This window comes from Streptomyces sp. NPDC002994, assembly GCF_040611155.1.
Taxonomy (GTDB): Bacteria; Actinomycetota; Actinomycetes; order Streptomycetales; family Streptomycetaceae; genus Streptomyces.
In genome coordinates this window covers 124,994-142,314 of the sequence record NZ_JBEXNQ010000004.1, presented here as the reverse complement: position 1 = coordinate 142,314, position 17,321 = coordinate 124,994, and the positions used below count along the sequence as shown (strand labels likewise).

At 68.0% G+C, this 17,321-nt stretch carries 12 protein-coding genes and 1 pseudogene; 3 read left to right on the top strand and 10 right to left on the bottom strand.

Translation table 11 applies throughout. The annotated features are described in order from the left end of the window. Window positions 1-127: 127 nt before the first annotated feature. From ABZX79_RS06210 to ABZX79_RS06185, 6 genes and pseudogenes are all read right to left on the bottom strand, one after another. Window positions 128-1,240 carry a cupin domain-containing protein gene (locus ABZX79_RS06210; RefSeq protein ID WP_355252401.1) on the bottom strand — a complete coding sequence of 371 codons (1,113 nt, stop codon included), beginning with the start codon at window positions 1,238-1,240 and terminating at the stop codon, window positions 128-130. Beyond that, window positions 1,237-2,307 carry a carbon-nitrogen hydrolase family protein gene (locus tag ABZX79_RS06205; protein WP_355252398.1) on the bottom strand — a complete coding sequence of 357 codons (1,071 nt, stop codon included), beginning with the start codon at window positions 2,305-2,307 and terminating at the stop codon, window positions 1,237-1,239. Before ABZX79_RS06205 ends, ABZX79_RS06210 begins: the two co-directional genes overlap by 4 nt. A 12-nt stretch (window positions 2,308-2,319) precedes the next feature. Continuing rightward, window positions 2,320-4,716 (bottom strand): bifunctional salicylyl-CoA 5-hydroxylase/oxidoreductase, encoded by a 2,397-nt coding sequence (locus tag ABZX79_RS06200; RefSeq protein WP_355252395.1) that lies wholly within the window; start codon window positions 4,714-4,716, stop codon window positions 2,320-2,322. Window positions 4,717-4,808: 92 nt separating this feature from the next. After that, window positions 4,809-5,195: a thioesterase family protein gene (locus ABZX79_RS06195; RefSeq protein ID WP_355252922.1), complete on the bottom strand. Its 387-nt coding sequence runs from the start codon at window positions 5,193-5,195 to the stop codon at window positions 4,809-4,811. 96 nt (window positions 5,196-5,291) lie between these two features. Further along, window positions 5,292-6,890, bottom strand: a pseudogene (locus ABZX79_RS06190) (benzoate-CoA ligase family protein); the annotation flags it as partial. A gap of 119 nt (window positions 6,891-7,009) precedes the next feature. Beyond that, the gene (locus ABZX79_RS06185; protein WP_355252392.1) at window positions 7,010-7,450 is read right to left on the bottom strand and encodes an ATP-binding protein; all 441 of its coding nucleotides are present in this window, start codon (window positions 7,448-7,450) and stop codon (window positions 7,010-7,012) included. Between the two features lie 287 nt (window positions 7,451-7,737). On the opposite strand from ABZX79_RS06185, the gene ABZX79_RS06180 reads away from it, so the two are divergent. Beyond that, window positions 7,738-8,676, top strand: coding sequence for an alpha/beta hydrolase (locus ABZX79_RS06180; RefSeq protein ID WP_355252389.1), 939 nt, complete (start codon window positions 7,738-7,740; stop codon window positions 8,674-8,676). A 209-nt stretch (window positions 8,677-8,885) separates the two neighbouring features. Next, on the top strand, window positions 8,886-9,491 hold the full coding sequence (locus ABZX79_RS06175; protein ID WP_355252386.1) for a phosphatase PAP2 family protein: 606 nt from the start codon (window positions 8,886-8,888) through the stop codon (window positions 9,489-9,491). Window positions 9,492-9,543: 52 nt separating this feature from the next. On the opposite strand, the gene ABZX79_RS06170 is transcribed toward ABZX79_RS06175, so the two are convergent. The 4 genes from ABZX79_RS06170 to ABZX79_RS06155 form a co-directional block, all read right to left on the bottom strand. After that, window positions 9,544-10,551 (bottom strand): LacI family DNA-binding transcriptional regulator, encoded by a 1,008-nt coding sequence (locus ABZX79_RS06170; protein WP_355252384.1) that lies wholly within the window; start codon window positions 10,549-10,551, stop codon window positions 9,544-9,546. Between the two features lie 525 nt (window positions 10,552-11,076). Beyond that, window positions 11,077-12,942, bottom strand: a complete 1,866-nt coding sequence (locus ABZX79_RS06165) for a glycoside hydrolase family 3 N-terminal domain-containing protein (RefSeq protein ID WP_355252381.1) — start codon at window positions 12,940-12,942, stop codon at window positions 11,077-11,079. Between the two features lie 162 nt (window positions 12,943-13,104). Beyond that, complete coding sequence (locus ABZX79_RS06160) at window positions 13,105-14,658, bottom strand: carboxylesterase family protein (protein WP_355252378.1); 1,554 nt, start codon at window positions 14,656-14,658, stop codon at window positions 13,105-13,107. A gap of 122 nt (window positions 14,659-14,780) precedes the next feature. Beyond that, window positions 14,781-15,779, bottom strand: coding sequence for a phosphatase PAP2 family protein (locus ABZX79_RS06155; protein ID WP_355252919.1), 999 nt, complete (start codon window positions 15,777-15,779; stop codon window positions 14,781-14,783). Window positions 15,780-16,005: 226 nt separating this feature from the next. On the opposite strand from ABZX79_RS06155, the gene ABZX79_RS06150 reads away from it, so the two are divergent. After that, window positions 16,006-17,250 carry an MFS transporter gene (locus tag ABZX79_RS06150; protein ID WP_355252375.1) on the top strand — a complete coding sequence of 415 codons (1,245 nt, stop codon included), beginning with the start codon at window positions 16,006-16,008 and terminating at the stop codon, window positions 17,248-17,250. Window positions 17,251-17,321: the final 71 nt, after the last annotated feature.

Sequence of the window (17,321 nt, the reverse complement as noted above, 5' to 3'; positions counted from 1 at the left end):
AGGTCAGGTTTCTGCACCACCGCCCCGGTACCGGGGACGATGCGGGGCGGAAGGCCCGTCCCCGGTCGCGCTGCCGTTCCACACACCGGTGTCAGGGCCGGCGGGCGGTGGTAACGGCGGCGCGGGTCTAGGTGGCGGGCTGGTGACCTCCGTTGTCGGTGTAGGCCTCTTCCCGGTAGAAGCCGAGTGCGCGCATCACGGGGAAGTCGTTGAAGGAGAACAGACAGGCGTCGTCGCCCTGGTCGATGTTGTGGTGCTCGTGCCAGGCCCAGGACGGGACGCAGAAGATGTCGCCCTTCTTCCAGGTGAAGCGTTGTCCGGCGATCACTGAGACGCCGTGGCCCTTGGCTACGGTGTAGATGACCGACCCGGTGTGGCGATGGGCCTGGGTCGACTGGCCGGGGCGCAGCAACTGCATGTGCGCGCTCATCGTGGGCATGACCGAGCCGCCGGTGACCGGGTTGGTGTACTCCGCGATCACGCCGTCGTAGGGGGAGCCCTCGGAGGCCTTGGCCAGGCTGCGCAGCGACTCGTACGTCGGCTCCCACGGGTAGGCGAGCAGCGGCGAGTAGGGCTTGGTCCACTTGTCCACGCCGTACGGCAGGAGGTTCGCGCCGTAGGTGAGGACGGAGGAGTTGATCACTTTGCCCGGCTCCTGGTACAGCTCCGGGTGGACCTCGTAGAAGCCCGCGTCCAGCGCGTTGACCAGCGGGATGTCGAGGCCGTCCTGCCAGATGACGGGAGCGTCGTCGGACTCGTTGCCGTGTTCGTGCCAGGTGCCGTTGGGGGTGATGGCGAAGTCGCCCGGGCTCACCCTGAGCTTTTGGCCGTCGACGACGGTCCAGGCGCCGGTGCCCTCATGGACGAAGCGCAGGGCAGCCGCCTGGTGCCGGTGGGCGGTCATGGCTTCGCCGGGGCCCATGATCTGCAGGCCCGTATAGAGGAGCCCGACTGCGGCGCTGACGTCCTTGCGGCCCGGGTTGACGAGCATGACCACTCGCCGGCCCGCATCGTCGGCCTTCACCATGTCGAGTGCCTTGTGGACGAGGGGCCGCAGTTCGTCATACCGCCACAGGACCGGTACGGACTTCGGCTGCGGGAACCACGGTTCGATGTCATTGGCGACGGTCCACAGAGCACCAGCCTCGCGTCCGGCGAGTTCGGCGTAGTACGCGGTGAGTTCGGGGGTGTCGGCCACCCGGGCGCGGCCGAGCTGGTCGTCGTCGTACTCGGTGGTCATGCGTCCTCCTTTGTGGTGCTGGTGCTGGTGCTGGTGCTGGTGCTCGTGCTGGTGCTCTCGGTCGAGAGCGGGGCGGTGACGGGGTGTACGGGCTGTTGCGCGGGGTCGGTCGTGAAGGTGACCGGCGTGCGGGGTGTGTTGTCGACGTGGAGCTGGAAGATGTCGAAGCGGTTGTAGTGGCCGACGATGTCGTGCATCTGCTTGGGCTGAATGCACTTGGACAGGTCGATCTCGGCGTAGACGATGCCCTCGTCGTCGATCAGCGGTTCGGTGACCGGCCTGCCATCGGGCCCGAAAATCCCGGACAGCGCGCTGCGGGGACGGGCGAGGGTCCGACGTATCTCCTCGTCGTCGCCCGCGATGGTGTCGACGATCTCCGGAGAGATCGTCGAACAGGCCACAACGGAGAAGACCTTGCCCTCGAAGCTGTGAGCCGCGGTACGCACGGCGATGGCGTCCGCCATGTCGTAGTCGGCAGGGGCGACCGGCAGGGCGATGTAGCAGGAGGCATGCACCAGTTCGCCCTGTGCCAGCAGGGTGAACCGGGCGAGGGTGTTGGTGTTCTCACCGCAGGCGAGCGCGCCCAGCGGTCCGACAGGGGTGGAGTGGACCCGCAGGGAACTGCCGTCTCCCCCGGTCCAGGTCAGCTTCTCGGCCCAGGTGGGCACCAACTTGCGGTGGACGCCCAGCAGTTCGCCGTCCGGGCCGATCGTCAGGAGAGTGTTGTAGAGGACGCCCAGGCTGTGCGGACCGCGCTCATTGACACCGATCACCAGGACAACGCCGTACTGGCGAGCCGCCGCGCGCAGTGCGTCCACGTGTGGGCCGGGTACATCGATGGACGCGCGGTAGAGACGCTCGAACCAGGGGGAACCCTGCACCGGATTCATGGTCCAGTTCCAGTACGGATAACCGGGGACGAAGACCTCGGGAAACACCACAAGTTCGGCGCCCGCCGCGGCGGCCTCGGCGATGAGGCCGATCGCCTTGTCGACGGTGGCGGCAGGGTCCAGGTAGACGGGCGCCGCCTGGACTGCCGCAGCGGTGAAGCGGGGCAGGTTTTCCATCATTTCTCCTGATCAGCGGGCCGTCGGAACAGCGGCAGCTTCAACGGGCGCGAGCCAGCGCTGGTGGACGGGCGCAGTGGCTTGCCGGAGCAGCTGAAGCCGGGGCGGGATACGGTCCGTCCGCGCCCCGGGAGGGCGCCCGCTGCCCGCCTTCCACGAAGGCGGCCAGGGAGCCGCCGGACCCACATACCCCTGGGCGGCCGCAGCGTGCAGGGTCCAGAGGGGATCGTGCAGTTGGGCGCGGCCGACAGCGCACAGATCAGCCCGGCCGGCCAGAATGATCGAGTTCACATCGTCATACGTCGAGATGGCACCCACGGCGATCGTGGGAACTCCGGTGGCGTTGCGGATCAGGTCGGCGTAGGGCGTCTGATAGCTGCGACCGTACCGAGGTTGCTGATGGGCCACCACCTCTCCGGTGGAAACGTCCACCGCGTCGGCGCCGGCCTCTGCGAGCGCGCGGGTGATGGTGACGGCGTCCGCCTCGGTGGTGCCGCCCTCGGCCCAGTCGGCGGCGGATACGCGGACGACGAGAGCTTTGCCCGCTGGCCAGACAGCGCGGACCGCGCGCAGCACTTCCAGCGGGAAGCGCAGTCGTCCGGCCAGGTTGCCGCCATAAGAGTCAGTGCGGTGATTGGTCAGTGGCGAAAGGAAACCGGACATCAAGTGCCCGTGGCCGTACTGCAGTTCAAGGGCGTCGAAGCCGGCGTTGTGGGCGCGTTGCGCCGCGGTGACGAAGTCGCGTGTGATGACGTCCATGTCGTGCCGGGTGGCTTCACGCGGTACGGCGCTGCGCTCGTCCCAGGCCATCGGTGAAGCGGCGAGCAGTGGCCAGGCCTCCGCCGCGTCCAGGGGGGCGGAGCTGCCGTCGGGGCGCGGTGTGTGCGTGGCGCCGCGGCGGCCGGCATGGGTGAGCTGGATACCCAGACAGGTTTCTGATTGGCGGTGGACGAAGTCGGTGATGCGCCGCCAGGCCGCTTCCTGTTCGTCGCTGTAGAGCCCCGGGCAGCCGGTGGTGGCCCGGGCGTCGGGGCTGACGGCCGTCATGCCGGCGAAGACGAGGCCTGATCCACCCAGCGCCTGGGTGCTCAGGTGGACGAGCTCGAAGTCTCCGGGCACGCCGTCGCGCGCGGTGTAGAGGGCGGTGGGGGGCACGACAACGCGGTTGCGCAGGCGCAGGCCACCGAGGCAGAAGGGGCGGAACATCGGCGGGACGTTCGCGTCCCCGGGCAGAGCGACCTCCGACGAGTCATCTGCGACATGGCTCCGGACGACTGCGGCGGTGAACTCCTCATCCCGTACCCGCAGGTTGTCGTAGGTGACACGGCGGCTGCGCGTGAGGAGGTTGAAGGCGAACTGGTGCGGCTGCTGGCCTGTGTAGCGCCCGACGTTCTCGAACCATTCGAGGCTGGCCTGCGCCGCGCGCTGGGTGGATTCGACGACCGGCTTGCGTTCGGCCTCGTATGCGGCCAGCGCGGTAGGGACGTCGGGGTGCTCGTGAAGACAGGCGGCGAGAGCGAGTGAGTCCTCCATGGCGAGCTTGGTGCCGGAGCCGATGGAGAAGTGAGCGGTGTGGGCGGCGTCCCCGAGCAGTACGACGTTGCCGTGTTGCCAGGTCTTGTTGCGGACCGTGGTGAAGCGGATCCATTTGGAGTTGTTGGGGATGAGGCGGTGGCCGTCGAGGTGCTCGGCGAGTATCTCCTCGCACAGCCGGACACTGTCCTCGTCGCTGGTCCCGGCGGGGTGGTCACGGGCGGCGAACTTGTCGAAGCCGGCCCGGCGCCAGGAGGCTTCGTCGATCTCGACGATGAACGTGGAGCGGGTGTCGTCGTACGGGTAGGCGTGGACCTGCAACGTGCCGAAGTCCCCCTCGGCGACGATGAAGTTGAAGGCCTCGAAGACCTTGTCCGTTCCCAGCCACATGTAGCGGCAGTTCCGCTCGTCGAGGTCCGGGCCGAAGGTGTCGGCGTACGCCGCACGGGTGGCCGAGCGCACGCCGTCACCGGCGACGACCAGGTCGTACTGGGAGGAGAGTTCCTCCACCGGGGGCGCCTGAGTGCGGTAGCGAACGTCCACGTCCAGTGCGGCACAGCGTTCCTGAAGGATCTGCAACAGCCGCTTACGGCCCAGGGCCGCGAAGCCGTGACCGCCCGAGGTGAGCACCTGCCCCTGGCAACGGACATCGATGTCGCTCCACCGGGCGAAGTCTTTTGACATGGCGTCAAAGATCTCGGGGTCGGCCTGTGCGATGCCGTCGAGTGTCTCGTCGGAGAAGACGACTCCGAAGCCGAATGTGTCGTCAGGCGCGTTGCGTTCCCAGACGGTGATGTCCCATCGCGGGGAGAGCTGCTTGGCCAGGGCCGCGAAGTACAGCCCTCCAGGCCCTCCTCCGATTACTGCTACGCGCACTGCATCCTCCTTGTGGTTCTGAACAACAACATATGCCGCTCTTTCTACGACCGTCAAGATGGCTACATATGTATCGAGTGTTTGCGGCTCGGTCACGCGAACAATTCGGAGGCTTGCGGACCGGCCTTGGTGAGGACCTCCCGCACGTCATCCGGCCAGGGGGTGGTTCCCGTGGCACGGGCAGCGGAGTGGGCGATGACCATGCGCCCGACGGCGGCAACCTCGGCGCCTTCGCCTCTGACGGTGAAGGCGTAGTGCAGGGAGCTGTTTCCGACCTTGGTGACCCGGATTTCAGTAAGCACCCTCTCGCCGAACCACAGGCGAGCCCGGTAGTCGGCCTCGAAGTGGACGCGGGGGGTGCTGCCGAAGAGGTGCGCCAGCCCCAGGCGCCGTAGCAGGACCGCCTCGGCGGCTTCGGCCCAGCGCACCACTGTGGAGTGGTGGTAGTGGCCGGCCGCGTCGGTGTCCTGCCACTCCACGCGGCTCTCGACGACGACGCTGGGCAGCTCGTGCTCCTGGAATTCAGCAGATCCGGCCGCACAGCTGTCCGTCGGCGAAGCGGAGTGGGCCCGTCTGCGCAGTTCGCCGCGCTGGAGCTTCCCGTTGCTCGTACGCGGCAGTTCGGAGACGAACTCGATGGCGCGCGGGTACTTGTAAGGCGCGATCGACCGCTTGACGTGGTTCTTCAGCTCCGCGGCGGTGGCCTCGTCGGCGGCGACGCCGGACCGGAGGACCACGTACGCCTTGACGAGCATCCCGCGCTCGGTGTCCGGCGCGCCGACGACGGCGCATTCTTCGACGTGGGAGTGGGCGGCGAGCGCCTTCTCCACCTCTGGTCCGGCGATGTTGTACCCGGAGGAGACAATCATGTCGTCGCTGCGGGCTACGTACCAGAAGTAGCCGTCGGCATCCCGGATGTAGGTGTCGCCAGTGATGTTCCAGCCGCCTCTGACGTACGTCGTCTGGCGCGGGTCCCGCATGTACCGGCAGCCGGTGGGGCCGGTTACCGCGAGAAGGCCGGGCTGCCCGTCGGGGACGGGCCGGCCTTCTTCGTCCACCACACGCGCCCGGTACCCGGGGACAGGTTTCCCCGTGGCACCCGGCCGTATGTCCTGGTCAGCGGCGGAGATGAACACGTGCAGCATCTCAGTAGCACCGATGCCGTCGATGATGCGCAGCCCCGTAGCGGCATGGAATTCCTCCCACACTGCCGCCGGCAACGCCTCACCGGCCGATACGCAGCGGCGCAGCCCGGCCAGCCGGCCCACCGCACCGGCAGACATGATCGCCCGGTAGGCGGTGGGTGCGGTGAAGAGCACCGTGACACCGTGCTTTTCCACCAAGTCGGCCAGCTGTTGCGGGGCGGCCTGCTCGATCAGCAGGGTCGCCGCGCCCACGTGCAGGGGAAAGACCACGAGTCCGCCGAGGCCGAAGGTGAAGGCCAGCGGAGGCGTGCCGGTGAATATGTCGTCCTGCCGCGGCTTGAGGATGTGGCGGGAGAAGGTGTCGGCGTTTGCCAGTACGTCGCGGTGGAAGTGCATGGTCGCCTTCGGCCGACCAGTTGTTCCAGAGGTGAAGGCGATCAGGGCCACATCGTCGGCCGCCGTTATGACGTTGGAGAACCGCCCGTCCTTGGTCGCGCAGCGCGCAGTGAGGTCCGCTTCCGTGGTGCCGCCGTATGCGAGTACAGCGAGGCCGGGGGCGTCGGCGGCGGCAAGCTCGTCGAGGTAGCGGTGGTCGCATACGGCAACAGTCGGCCGGCCGATGTCGCAGAGGTCAGCGAGCTCTGTCGCACGCAACAGCGGCATGGTGGTGACGGCGACCCCGCCGGCCTTGAGCACACCGAACCAAGCAGCCACCAGCCAGGGGTTGTTGGGGCCGCGCAGCAGGACGCGATGGCCGGGGCGAAGCCCGAAGTCCTGAGTCAGCACCTGGGCGACCTGGTTGGCTCGGATCAGCAGGTCGCCGTAAGTCCACCGCTCCGTGGGAGTCAGCAGGCAGTCACGGTCGGGCCCCCAGCGTTCGACAGCGCCGTCGAGTAGGTGCTGGGCCGCGTTGAGCCGGTCCGGGTAGTGCAACTCCGGCAGATCGAAGTGCAGTTCGGGCCAGAGGGGGAAGGGCGGGAGTCGATCGCGACAGAAGGAATCGACGTGCGCGGACGGGGAGAGCTCCATGGGGCGGCACCTCAATCTCGGGGCAGCGGGGAGAGTGAAGGTAGTATCTCGCCAAAATGGCGTCCGTCAATATTTCAGCACATTCGATTTCGTTAACAGCGTGTTGCGCTCGGCTCGCCTCAGCCCACCGGCAGGCACACCCGCACGGCCTTGCCGCACCGGCCTGCGACTACCGACACTCCCCCGCCCGCCTCTGCGGCCAGCAGGCCGACGATCGCCAGCCCGCGGCCTCCCTCGGCCTCCAGGTCGACCGGGCCGACGCACGGCAGGGACGGGTCCCCGTCAGCCACGTCGAGCCGGAGCAACCCGCCCCCAAAGGTCACGGTGACGCGCAGCCTGCCGGTTGCCGATGCAGCATGCCGGACCACGTTGGTCGCCAGTTCGCTGACAGCCAGCAGCAGGGTGTCGGAGAGATCGAGGGAGATCCGCCACACCTCAAGGGCGTCGCGAACCCGAGCCCGGATCAGCGGGACAGCGGCGGCGGTCGGACTGAACGACCAGTGAGCGGACGTGCGCCGACCCGAAGGCGGGCCGGTACGAACCACAGCGGCAGCGAGCATGAGGAGCTCCCGAGCAGGAGGGCGTACGGCCGGGCAGATTACGCGTGTAACGAGGCCGAGACGGGACCGTTGACGTCGAGCGCATGAGAGGCGGCCAGACGTCGCCAGGTTGTTGTTACACGTGTAACATGCTAAGCATCTCCCACGGGAAAGCGCAAGCATTTCGGACAAATGACATGAAGCCCATGTTTGCCAAGGTCTGCGGGCCATCCGAGCCCTCGACCTGACGCCCCGCACCGCACCGCACCGCTTCCTGCTTGTTTCCCGACTGATTCGAAAGGGCCCCCATGACGCAATCTGCTCCGGTCGACCTCGACCAGGCGTGGCCTCCGCCTCCCTACCGGGCTCCAGAGCCGCCAGTGGTGGCGGAGGACGGTGTACGCCGCTTCGACGCGCTCACCTACGCGACGACTCCCGGCTACCGGCCCCGCTTGCTCGACGTCCACGTACCTCCGGGTGACGCTCCGGTTCCGGCGGTCGTCTGGATCCACGGTGGCGGGTGGCTGGACGGCGACCGGCGCTACCCGCCGCCTACCGTTCCCGTCACCTTGCTGCACGGCTCAATCCTCGGGGCAGGGCTCGCTCTCGTGTCCATTGACTATCGGCACAGTCTCGAAGCCCCCTTCCCGGCCCAGCTCCACGATGTGAAGGCTGCCATCCGCTATGTCCGCCAGTACGCCGGCGAATTCGGCATCGACCCGGAGCGCATCGGCGTCTGGGGCGAGTCGGCAGGTGGTCATCTCGCCGCACTCGCGGGGCTCGTGACACCAGGGAGCCCGAACGGCCAGGGCCTGGAAGGCAACGAGGGCGTGCGCGAGGGGACTTCGGCCGTCCAGGCAGTCGTGGACTGGTACGGCGTCTCCGAGGTCGGCGCCCTGCTCTCGCATCCCATGCCGCCGATGCCACCGGGTGTCGAATTCCCTGATCCCTACGAGGCGCTGCTCGGCGGCACCGCCGAGGAGCGGCCGGAGCTGGCGCGGGTCGCCAGCCCTGTCACGTACGCGGAAGGGTCAACTCCCCCGCCGTTCCTTCTGGTTCACGGCACTCAGGATGCTCTGGTCCCGTACAGCCAGAGTGAGGTGCTGGCCAAGGCGCTCCGGGCGGTGGACGGCGATGTCACGCTCCAGCCCGTGGACGGTGCCGACCACATCTTCATCGGTGCCCCGGATGTCACCCCGATCGTCACCGGGGGAGTCGCTTTCCTGGCTCGCCACCTCGGCGCCTGACCGGCATCTCCCGCCCGTCGCGAGGGGGGCGCGCCACTCTGCCGCGCCCCCACCTTCGGACCGGTGTTCCGAGTCCCCGTTCATCAGATCTGGGCCGCGGGCATTCGCGGCCGCGAGAGGCTCTCATGTCCCACACTCCGGTCGCCGCCCCTGATACTCCGGTGGCCGCCACACGCCGCCGATCCACTCCTGCTCCCCCCGGAGCCGGCGTGCTGCGTTTGGGGATTCTCTGCATCCTCGTCACCGCACTGCTGGGGATCGTCGTTCATTCGGATGCCACCCAGCCGCCCTTCCAGGGGCTGGACGAGCGCTGGCTGGGTTGGATGGGAGGCCCCCACGACGGTCTCTACGCCGCCGTGGCAGCTGTCCTGAACTGGTTCGGCGGACCGCTGGGGGTCGTCGTGCCCGTCGGCCTCCTGATCTTCCTGATCATGCGAAAGCGCAGATGGTCCGTCTTCTATCTGCTCGCCACGTACCTGGGCGGAGGCATGCTGGTCGTCCAGGTCCTCAAGTACCTGGTGGACCGACCCCGTCCGGAGAACCCGATGGTCCGCGTCGACCACGGCTCCTTTCCCTCCGGGCACGCTGCTGGGGCAGCCATGCTGGTGGTGATGATCGGCGCTCTCCTCATCCCCATGGCCCGCCGACGCGCGTGGTGGATCGGGGGCTTGCTGTTCACTTTGGCGATGATGTGGAGCCGTACATGGCTGCATGCGCACTGGCTCAGCGACACCGTCGCCGGCGCGGCGGCCGGCGCAGGCACCGCTCTCCTGTCGTGGTGGGTGTTCCGGCACAAGCTGGCCCGGGAAGGCTAGGCCGAAGACAACGCCAGGCCCGGGGACAGCGGCTCGCCTCCGGCCGGCGACCTCAGGACGTCTGGCGCTGGACCAGCACGGTCTCTATGCCGGGCACCGGCGGCGCTGTCCCCTTCTCGATCAAGTCGTGCAAGGTCTCCGCGATGAACGCCGCCGAAGGCAGCTCCAGTCGAACCGTGGTCAGTGGCGGCTGCTGGAGGGCGGAGAGCACCAGGTCGTCGGAGCCGACGACGGCCACGTCGTCCGGAATGGTGATGCCCTCTGCTTGGAGGGCATGCATCAGGAGGCCTGCGTACTCGTCATTGAAGGCGAACACCGAGTCCAGGTCCAAGGACCTCCAGCGCCTGGCCAAGGACCCGGCGGAGTCACGGGTGTAGGCGAGTTCCACCGGCTTGACGGTGGCCATGTGCCGGGCGGCGACGCCCTGGGCACCGGCCAGCCTCGGCCGGGCGAAGGCGTCGAGCCCGCGCTCCTGCGGCATGACCACTCCGATCCTGCTGCGTCCGCGCCCGATGAGGTGTTCAGCGGCAGCCGTGCCGATGTCGGCGTGGTCGAACGCCACTGTGTGGATACCTTCCATCGGGCGAGACGCGAAGGCGAGGAGCCCGCGGACGCCGGCGCGGCGCAGAAGGTCCGCCGCTTGGACGGTGAGCGCGTCGCCGTCCAGGGCGAGCACCGCCGCGGGCCGCAGTTCGGCCCAGGAGCGGGCGGCACTGACCGGGTCGGGGAAGCGGCCGGCGTGCAGGACGGTGGTGTATCCGTGCCGGTCGAGTTCGCTGTGCAGATCGTCCACCCAGTCGCTGACCAGGCGGCCGATCGCGGAGATCGACGCGGGCATGAGGACCAGATTGCTTCGCCCGGCGCGCAGAGAACGGGCGGCCGCGTGCGGCACGTAGCCGAGGTCCTTGGCCGCGGAAAGCACTCGCGCCCTGGTGCTCTCGCTGACCCGGTGCCCTTGAGTGTCGTTGAGTACGAAGGACACGGTGGCACGGGACACCCCGGCCAGACGCGCCACGTCCGCGCTGGTGATCGAGGCTTGGGCGGGTGTGTCCTGGGCCATGACGTCCTTCTTCGCTCCCCTCGGTCCGACTGACCGCTTCCTCCCCAGGTTACACGCGTTACTGCTACGTCGTCGGTCAGCACAGCCGCGCCGCGACCAGAGGCAGGCTGTGACACGAATGAGCGATGCACGGCAGGCTCGGGCTCGAGGACTCCCAGGGCCCGAAGCTGGTGGAACTGACTGGTTCCATCGTCGGAAATGCCGACGAAGCGCCTACGTCGAGGCTGAGTTGATGAAAGTGCTGCTGAGCGACGCACGCGTGAGCGTCGCATTGGCCACCGGTCGGATGAGTATCTCCGACGTCGCCGGCAGAGCGATGTGGGCCGTCACCCCGATGACAACATCGCCGGACGCTGGGCGATCGGGCTCACCTGGGCTGGGGCACTGGGGTGGTCCGTGGGGCGCAGCTCCCATGAGGGTTGCGCGCGGTGTTCACTCCGACCGGCCGCGAACGGCGCGGCGCCACCGGGCAACCCTCGCGGTAATGGATGTACCGGACTGCCACCCTGCCGCTTGTGGCTGAGGTCAGCCCAGCCGCAGGCCATGGCCATAGGGGAAGAGCGGGTTCTCGGAGTCGTTGGGTACGTCCTCGCGACTGGACTCGACGCTCTGCATCGAGCGAGGCAGTTCGAACGGCAGGCGCCCTTCGGCCACTGAGACACCGAAGAGGACATTCAGCAGCGCAGTGTCCGAGGCGCCGTAATTGGCCACGAGCGCCGCCGCGTGCTCGGCGATCTCCGGTATGACAGCGGGACGGTCGAGGAAGATGTCCACGACCGTGGGGACGGTGGCGGCGACGGCGAGCACGGGACGGAGTTCCTCCTCCGTGAAGTCGAGACGGCCTGCCCGGAAGAAAGACTCAAACCCTGTGGTCCGTCGCGTGTCATAGGGGGCGCCGATACGCAGGATCGCCACGTCGGCTTCTTCGGGCGTCGCAACGACTGTCGCGTACCGCGCGGCGACATCTGCGTCGACTCCCTCGACGTAGATGCGGCCGTCGCCGGCGAGGGGTAGCCGGGGCGCCGTGGCGTTGTCCGGCCGGTCCTTCAGCACAGTGATGGAGCGGCTCTGCGCGGCAAGCCCCGCCTCGGCGAACTCGGCGCTTCCGCAGACTTCGGCGGCTGTGTCGGGGTCCACGTACGGATCCTCGAAGAGGCCGAGGACGAACTTCTCCCGCAGGAGGCGTGCCACTGAGGCGTCGATCCGCTCGGCCGTCACCCGTCCGGTGCGCAGCAGCTCCAGGACCAGATCGGGGGCAGCCTCGCCGCCGAGCTGGTCGGCCCCGGCGTCGAGGATGCGTTCCACCCGGGTCAGGCGGTCCAGGTGCTCGGCGCCCCAGGCGCGGGCGGGGAAGGGTGCTCCGAAGATCTCCGTGTCGGTCACCAGACCCCAGTCGGTGCAGACGATGCCGTCGAAGCCGTACTTTTCCCGCAGCAGACCAGTGATGATGCCTTTGTTGAAGCCGAAGCCGATCTCCTCGTGAGGCGTGCCGATCGGCATGGCGTAATACGGCATGATCTGCGAGGTCCCGGCCGCGAAGGCGGCCTCGAAGGGGATCAGGTGATAGTCGAAGTTGTCGCCGGGATAGACCTGTTCGCGGCCGTACGCGAAGTGGGCGTCCTCGCCGTTCATCTGGGGGCCGGCGCCGGGGAAGTGCTTGGTCATCGCGGCGACGCTGCCAGTGCCGAGAGTCTGCCCCTGCAGACCCCGGATGTACGCGGCGACCAGGCGCGCGCTCACCTCCGCGTCCGAGCCGAAGGTGCCCAGGACGCGCGGCCAGCGGGGTTCGGTGGCGAGATCGGCCATAGGCCCCAGGGCCAGCCGGATGCCGACCGCGAGGTACTCGCGACGGACGATGTCGGCGTGCGCGAGGACGAGGTCCTCATCACCGATGGCGGCGAGGCCCGGAGGTTCCGGCCACAGCGAGAAGCCTTCGGTGTGCACACTGGCGGCCGGGTTGTCCACGAAGCCGTTGCGGGGGTCGGTGGAGATCGTCACCGGAATGCCCAGGCGTGTTGTTGCGGCCAGGTCCTGAAGCCGGTTGTTCCACTCGGCCATGCGCCTCGGGGCTGCCGCGCCGAACAGGTTGAAGTGGTTCATGAGTTTGCCGGTCACCATGGCAGAGGTGGACGCACGCATGGGGTCATCGACAGGAGCGCCTGGTTCCGGCTCCACCAGTGTCCCGTCGGCGTTGATGGTGACCATGGTCTGGAAGAGCAGGCCCGCCTTCTCCTCCGGAGTCATGCGCTGAAGCAGGTCTGCTACCCGTTCGGCGACTGGCAGGCGTGGGTTCTCGTAAGGCTCCATGACGCCGTTGCCGTTCAGGTCGCGAAAGGCCGTGCCGTCGGGGGCGGTGAGCATACGCGGCCGAACCGCCGGGGTCTGTGACATGGGGTACCTGTTCCGTTTCATGGTGCGTCGACCCTTGGGATGTGGGCCGGCTTGTCGATGCGGGGTGGTCGCCGCCCCCACGCGGCGACCACCCACAAGATGACACGTGTAACTGCCTAAGTCCATGGGTTGGCGTACGCGCGAGATGTCGCGCGCACAGTTTTACGGTCGCTCCCGCAACCTGCCGTGCAGGAGACGCGAGTGTCCGGCCAGATCTCCCACGGCACTCACCACCGAGTCGAAGCGCATGGTCTGTCGCGAATCCGCGTCGTATCGTTCCCAGTTCGGCAGGTTCTGGTGGTTGGGGTCTCCAGTGCGAACGAAGGCGATCCACGCCTCGTGCATGCTGTGGGCCAGCCCGTCACAGACCGCGGGATCCAGCCCTTCAAGGAACGGGGCGTGCGTCCAGTTGTCGAAGTTGCTGAAAACGAAGGGCAGTTCCAGGCAGTGCGCCGCGGCGAGCCTGCCGCCGTACGCCGGCGTGGACAGGTCGAACTGGTACGCCCACACCAGCCTCCCCGTCCCCGCCCGGGCCTCGGCCAGCTCCACGCACGGCACCCGGAACAGCTCGTCAGTCATCAGATCCATGAGCACATCGACCGGGCGGGAGCCGGGGCGGGTCCGCGCGTAGGCGTCGTACACCTCGGCGGCGTCGTCCTCACTGAAGGTCTCCGCGATCCTGGCGATCACCTGATCCCGAGTCGCCGCGTCGTACCCCTTGTCCAGCGCGAAGGCGAAGTTGGCCTCCTCCCGGGTCCAGCCGATCATCACGTCGAGCTCGGCGCCCGCGCCATGGAGCAGGGTGTCGGCGGGGTGCTCGAGCAGCGTCGCCCCATCGCGCACGGGAAGGAATGGCGTGGGCCAATAGCCCCATCGCATGGTGCGCGCGAACAGCCCGCCGGCCGCCTCTATCAGCTTCGGCCAGGGCAGCTCTCTGAGCTCAGTGGTGGTCTTGGCGCCTGCGATCTCCAGATAGGAGTCTGTTCGCTCCAGATACTCGGCCGGAGTGGGGATATGCAGCCCGAGGGGCGGGCTCTGCAGAATGACGCGCTGGAACAAGCCCTGGGATTCGGGGTGGCCTGCCAGCGCGGCGGTTGACATCGCGCCACCCGACTGGCCCGCCACTGTGATCGCGGCGGGGTCCCCGCCGAAGCGCTCGATGTTGTCTCGCACCCACCGCAGCGCGGCCATCTGGTCAGTGAGCCAGAAGTTCCCGGGCTCGGGCCCGGAGCTCCCTTCCTTCTCGCCATCGAAGTACAGGTATCCGAGCGGCCCGAGCCGGTAGTTGATGCTCACGACAACGAGGTCGCCGTCGCGAGCGAAGGCCTCCCCCGAGTAATTGGGCAGGGACCCCGAGCCCGATACGAAGCCTCCCCCATGAATCCAGACGAGCACCGGACGGCGGCCCTCGTCGGCAGCCGGTGTCCATACGTTCAGGGTCAGGCAGTCGTCGTCGAACGGCGGCGAACCGTGACCACCCATCACGGGGTCGCCGCCCTCCATGAACATCTGCGGCGCGCTCGGACCGCAGACGGTGGCGTCCCGCGTACCGCTCCAACCCGGGTGCGGTTGCGCCGGGCGCCATCTGAGAGCTCCGACCGGGGGTGCGGCGTACGGCACTCCTTTAAAAACGGCCACCCCGCGGTCAACGGCGCCTTGCAGCCGTCCTGCCCGCAGGTCGACCACAGGCGGAACCTGGCCTTCAGAGATAGCCATGAACTTCCCTTCCTCACTCGTCATGGAAGCCGGCCTCACGGCGTGGAGGCAGCGACCCAAGTGCAAGTGTGTCGCCTTTGCGACGGTCGTCAATACGACGGGATGTCGACCTGAGTGAGCACCTACCACAACCGGTTGGCGGCAGCACGCACTGCCTCGCGTTCCAGGAGGGGCGCGAACGCCCGCCACAACAGCAAGCAGGTGCCGATGCCGGCCACAGCTCCGGCGACCGTGTCGCTGAGCCACTGGGCGTGCAGCCAAACGCGGCTCCACATCATGGTGGCGACGTACGCGCCCCCAAACACCCACCACCAGCGTCGTACATCCGGGCGGAAAAGCACCACGGCGACGACCATCACGAGAGCCACAGCGGTAAACACCTGACCAGAGGGGTACGACCCGTCGTTGACCAGGACCAGAGGGTGTGGTGGCCTCGGCCGGTCAACAAGGGACTTCAGGGGCAGGACGACGAGCATGTTCGCGACTACGCAGGCAACGAACACGAACAGTCCCGACCTCCACCGACCGTAAACGCAGAGGCACCCCACCAGCACGAGGGGGAAGATCAGCCCCAAGGGGCCGCCCAGGCGATCGAGGATGTCGGTGAAGTTCGTGGCCGCCTCACTTCGTGGACCCTCCGCCCACCGGGCCCAACGATCGTCGAGATTCTGAATTGCCGATGCCCCTCCACCTCTCAACGTGAGGCCGATCGCCAGAACTCCCAGCAGGAGCACGGTTCCGGTGACGAGCGCGCCTCGGGGTGGGGCGGCCGGAAGCTGGTGCCCAGGAGGCCGGCCGGATCTTGGGGGCGGATCGGTTCGCGGGGACGAGTTCAGCACGAGACGCCTTTCATGGACGGAGACCCCCTGCGGGGTGGCGCGTGGCTCGTGGCGCGTGGCGCGGACGTTGCTGTCGGGGCTCACATCGCCGGCTCCGGTACGGGCAGTAGCGCAGCGGCACCGCGGAGTATTGCGCCGACCCGACCCTCGCCACAAGGGCAATACATTTTTCAGCCAGGCTGAACCGCGCCAAAGCAGTGACCACCCAGCGGCCGGGAGGGCCAGACCCCCTGGTCCACGCGCTAGATGGCGCCTACACGCGCTTCTTCGCGGCCCTCTCATCGAGACCCGCGCACCCAGTTCCCTCGACACCAGGCCTAGCGGAGTGCCGGAAGCGAGTGCTAAACAGTGAACACCGCGATTAACACGTGTAACCGCGATGTCTCAGGGTTCTTCCGCCGCGCGTTTCTCGCTACAGCGGCCCCTCCCCTCTCTGCTCCCTCCCCCGAGGAGTCGACATGTCCGTCCCCATCAGCCGTAGTACGGCGTGTACACACCGGCGGCCGTCATGACCACGAACGAACTGACCGAACCGCCCGCACACGCGACGCCGAAGGTGCCCCGGCAGCGCGGACTGATGCTGCTGCTCCTGGTGGCCAACGCGTCCATGATGGCCGTGTACATGGGTGTCGGCTCCGTGCTGCTGCCCCTGCAGATCGCCTCCATCGACCCGGCGAACAAGGTCGCCATTCTGGGCCTGGTGGGCGGGATCAGCGCGGTCTTCGCGACCGCGTTCAATCCGATCGCCGGCGCGTTGTCCGACCGGACCGGCCGCCGTAACCCGTGGATTCTCGGCGGCGCCCTCGCCTCGCTCGCCGCCCTGGCGTTTCTCAGTACCGCCCAGACAGCGGTGCTGGTCGGCATCGGCTGGTGCCTCGTCCAGGCGACCATGAACGTCTACCAGGCAGCGGTCACCGCTGTCGTGCCCGACCGGATCCCCCCGTCCCGGCGCGGAACCGCATCGGCCCTGGTGGGTTTGGCACTCCCGATCGGCGGAACCGTCGGCGTACTCATCGCTTCCCAGACCTCAGGTCATCTGAGAACCGGCTATCTCGTGTTCGGCGCCCTGGTCGCCGGTGCAGCCGTCCTGCTGACGAGCTTCTGCCGCGATGTCCCCCGCTCTGCACCCGCACCGGCCGTGCCCCGTCGCGCGCAGCTCGCCGCGTTTCTCTCGGCCCTGTCCCATCACGACTTCCGGTGGGCGTTCATCGGTCGGGCCTTGATGGTGCTCGGCTATTTCTCCGTGATCGGTTACCAGCTCTACATCCTGGACGACCACATCGCGCTCCCGGGCGGTATGCAGCCGGCCGCAGCGATTGCGATCCTCACCCCGGTGTCGATGGTCGCCATGGCGGTCTCCACGGTGGCCGGCGGTCTGCTCTCGGACCGCCTGGACCGACGCAAGGTGTTCGTCGGCGCCTCGGCCGCACTCGCCGGTCTGGTAACGGTGATCCCTGTCATCAGTCCCACCTGGACCGGAATGCTCGTCTTCAGCGCGCTCAACGGCCTGGCCTTCGGCTGCTTCATGGCCGTCGACACCGCCGTGGTGACGCTCGTCCTGCCGAGTGCCGAGGACGCCGCGCGTGACATGGGCGTACTCAACATCGCCAATGCCGGACCGCAGATCATCGCCCCCTTCGTCGCCTCGGCGGTCGTCACCGTCCTGGGTGGCTACACCGGGCTGTTCCTGGTGGGTGGAGCGCTGTCCCTGCTCGGTGCACTGGCGATCCTCCCGATCCGCAGCGTGCGCTGAACGAATCCCGGGCCGCGCACTCATTGAGCGCGGCCCGGCCCCTCAACTCCGGCGGGCCCTCGTCGAGGGTC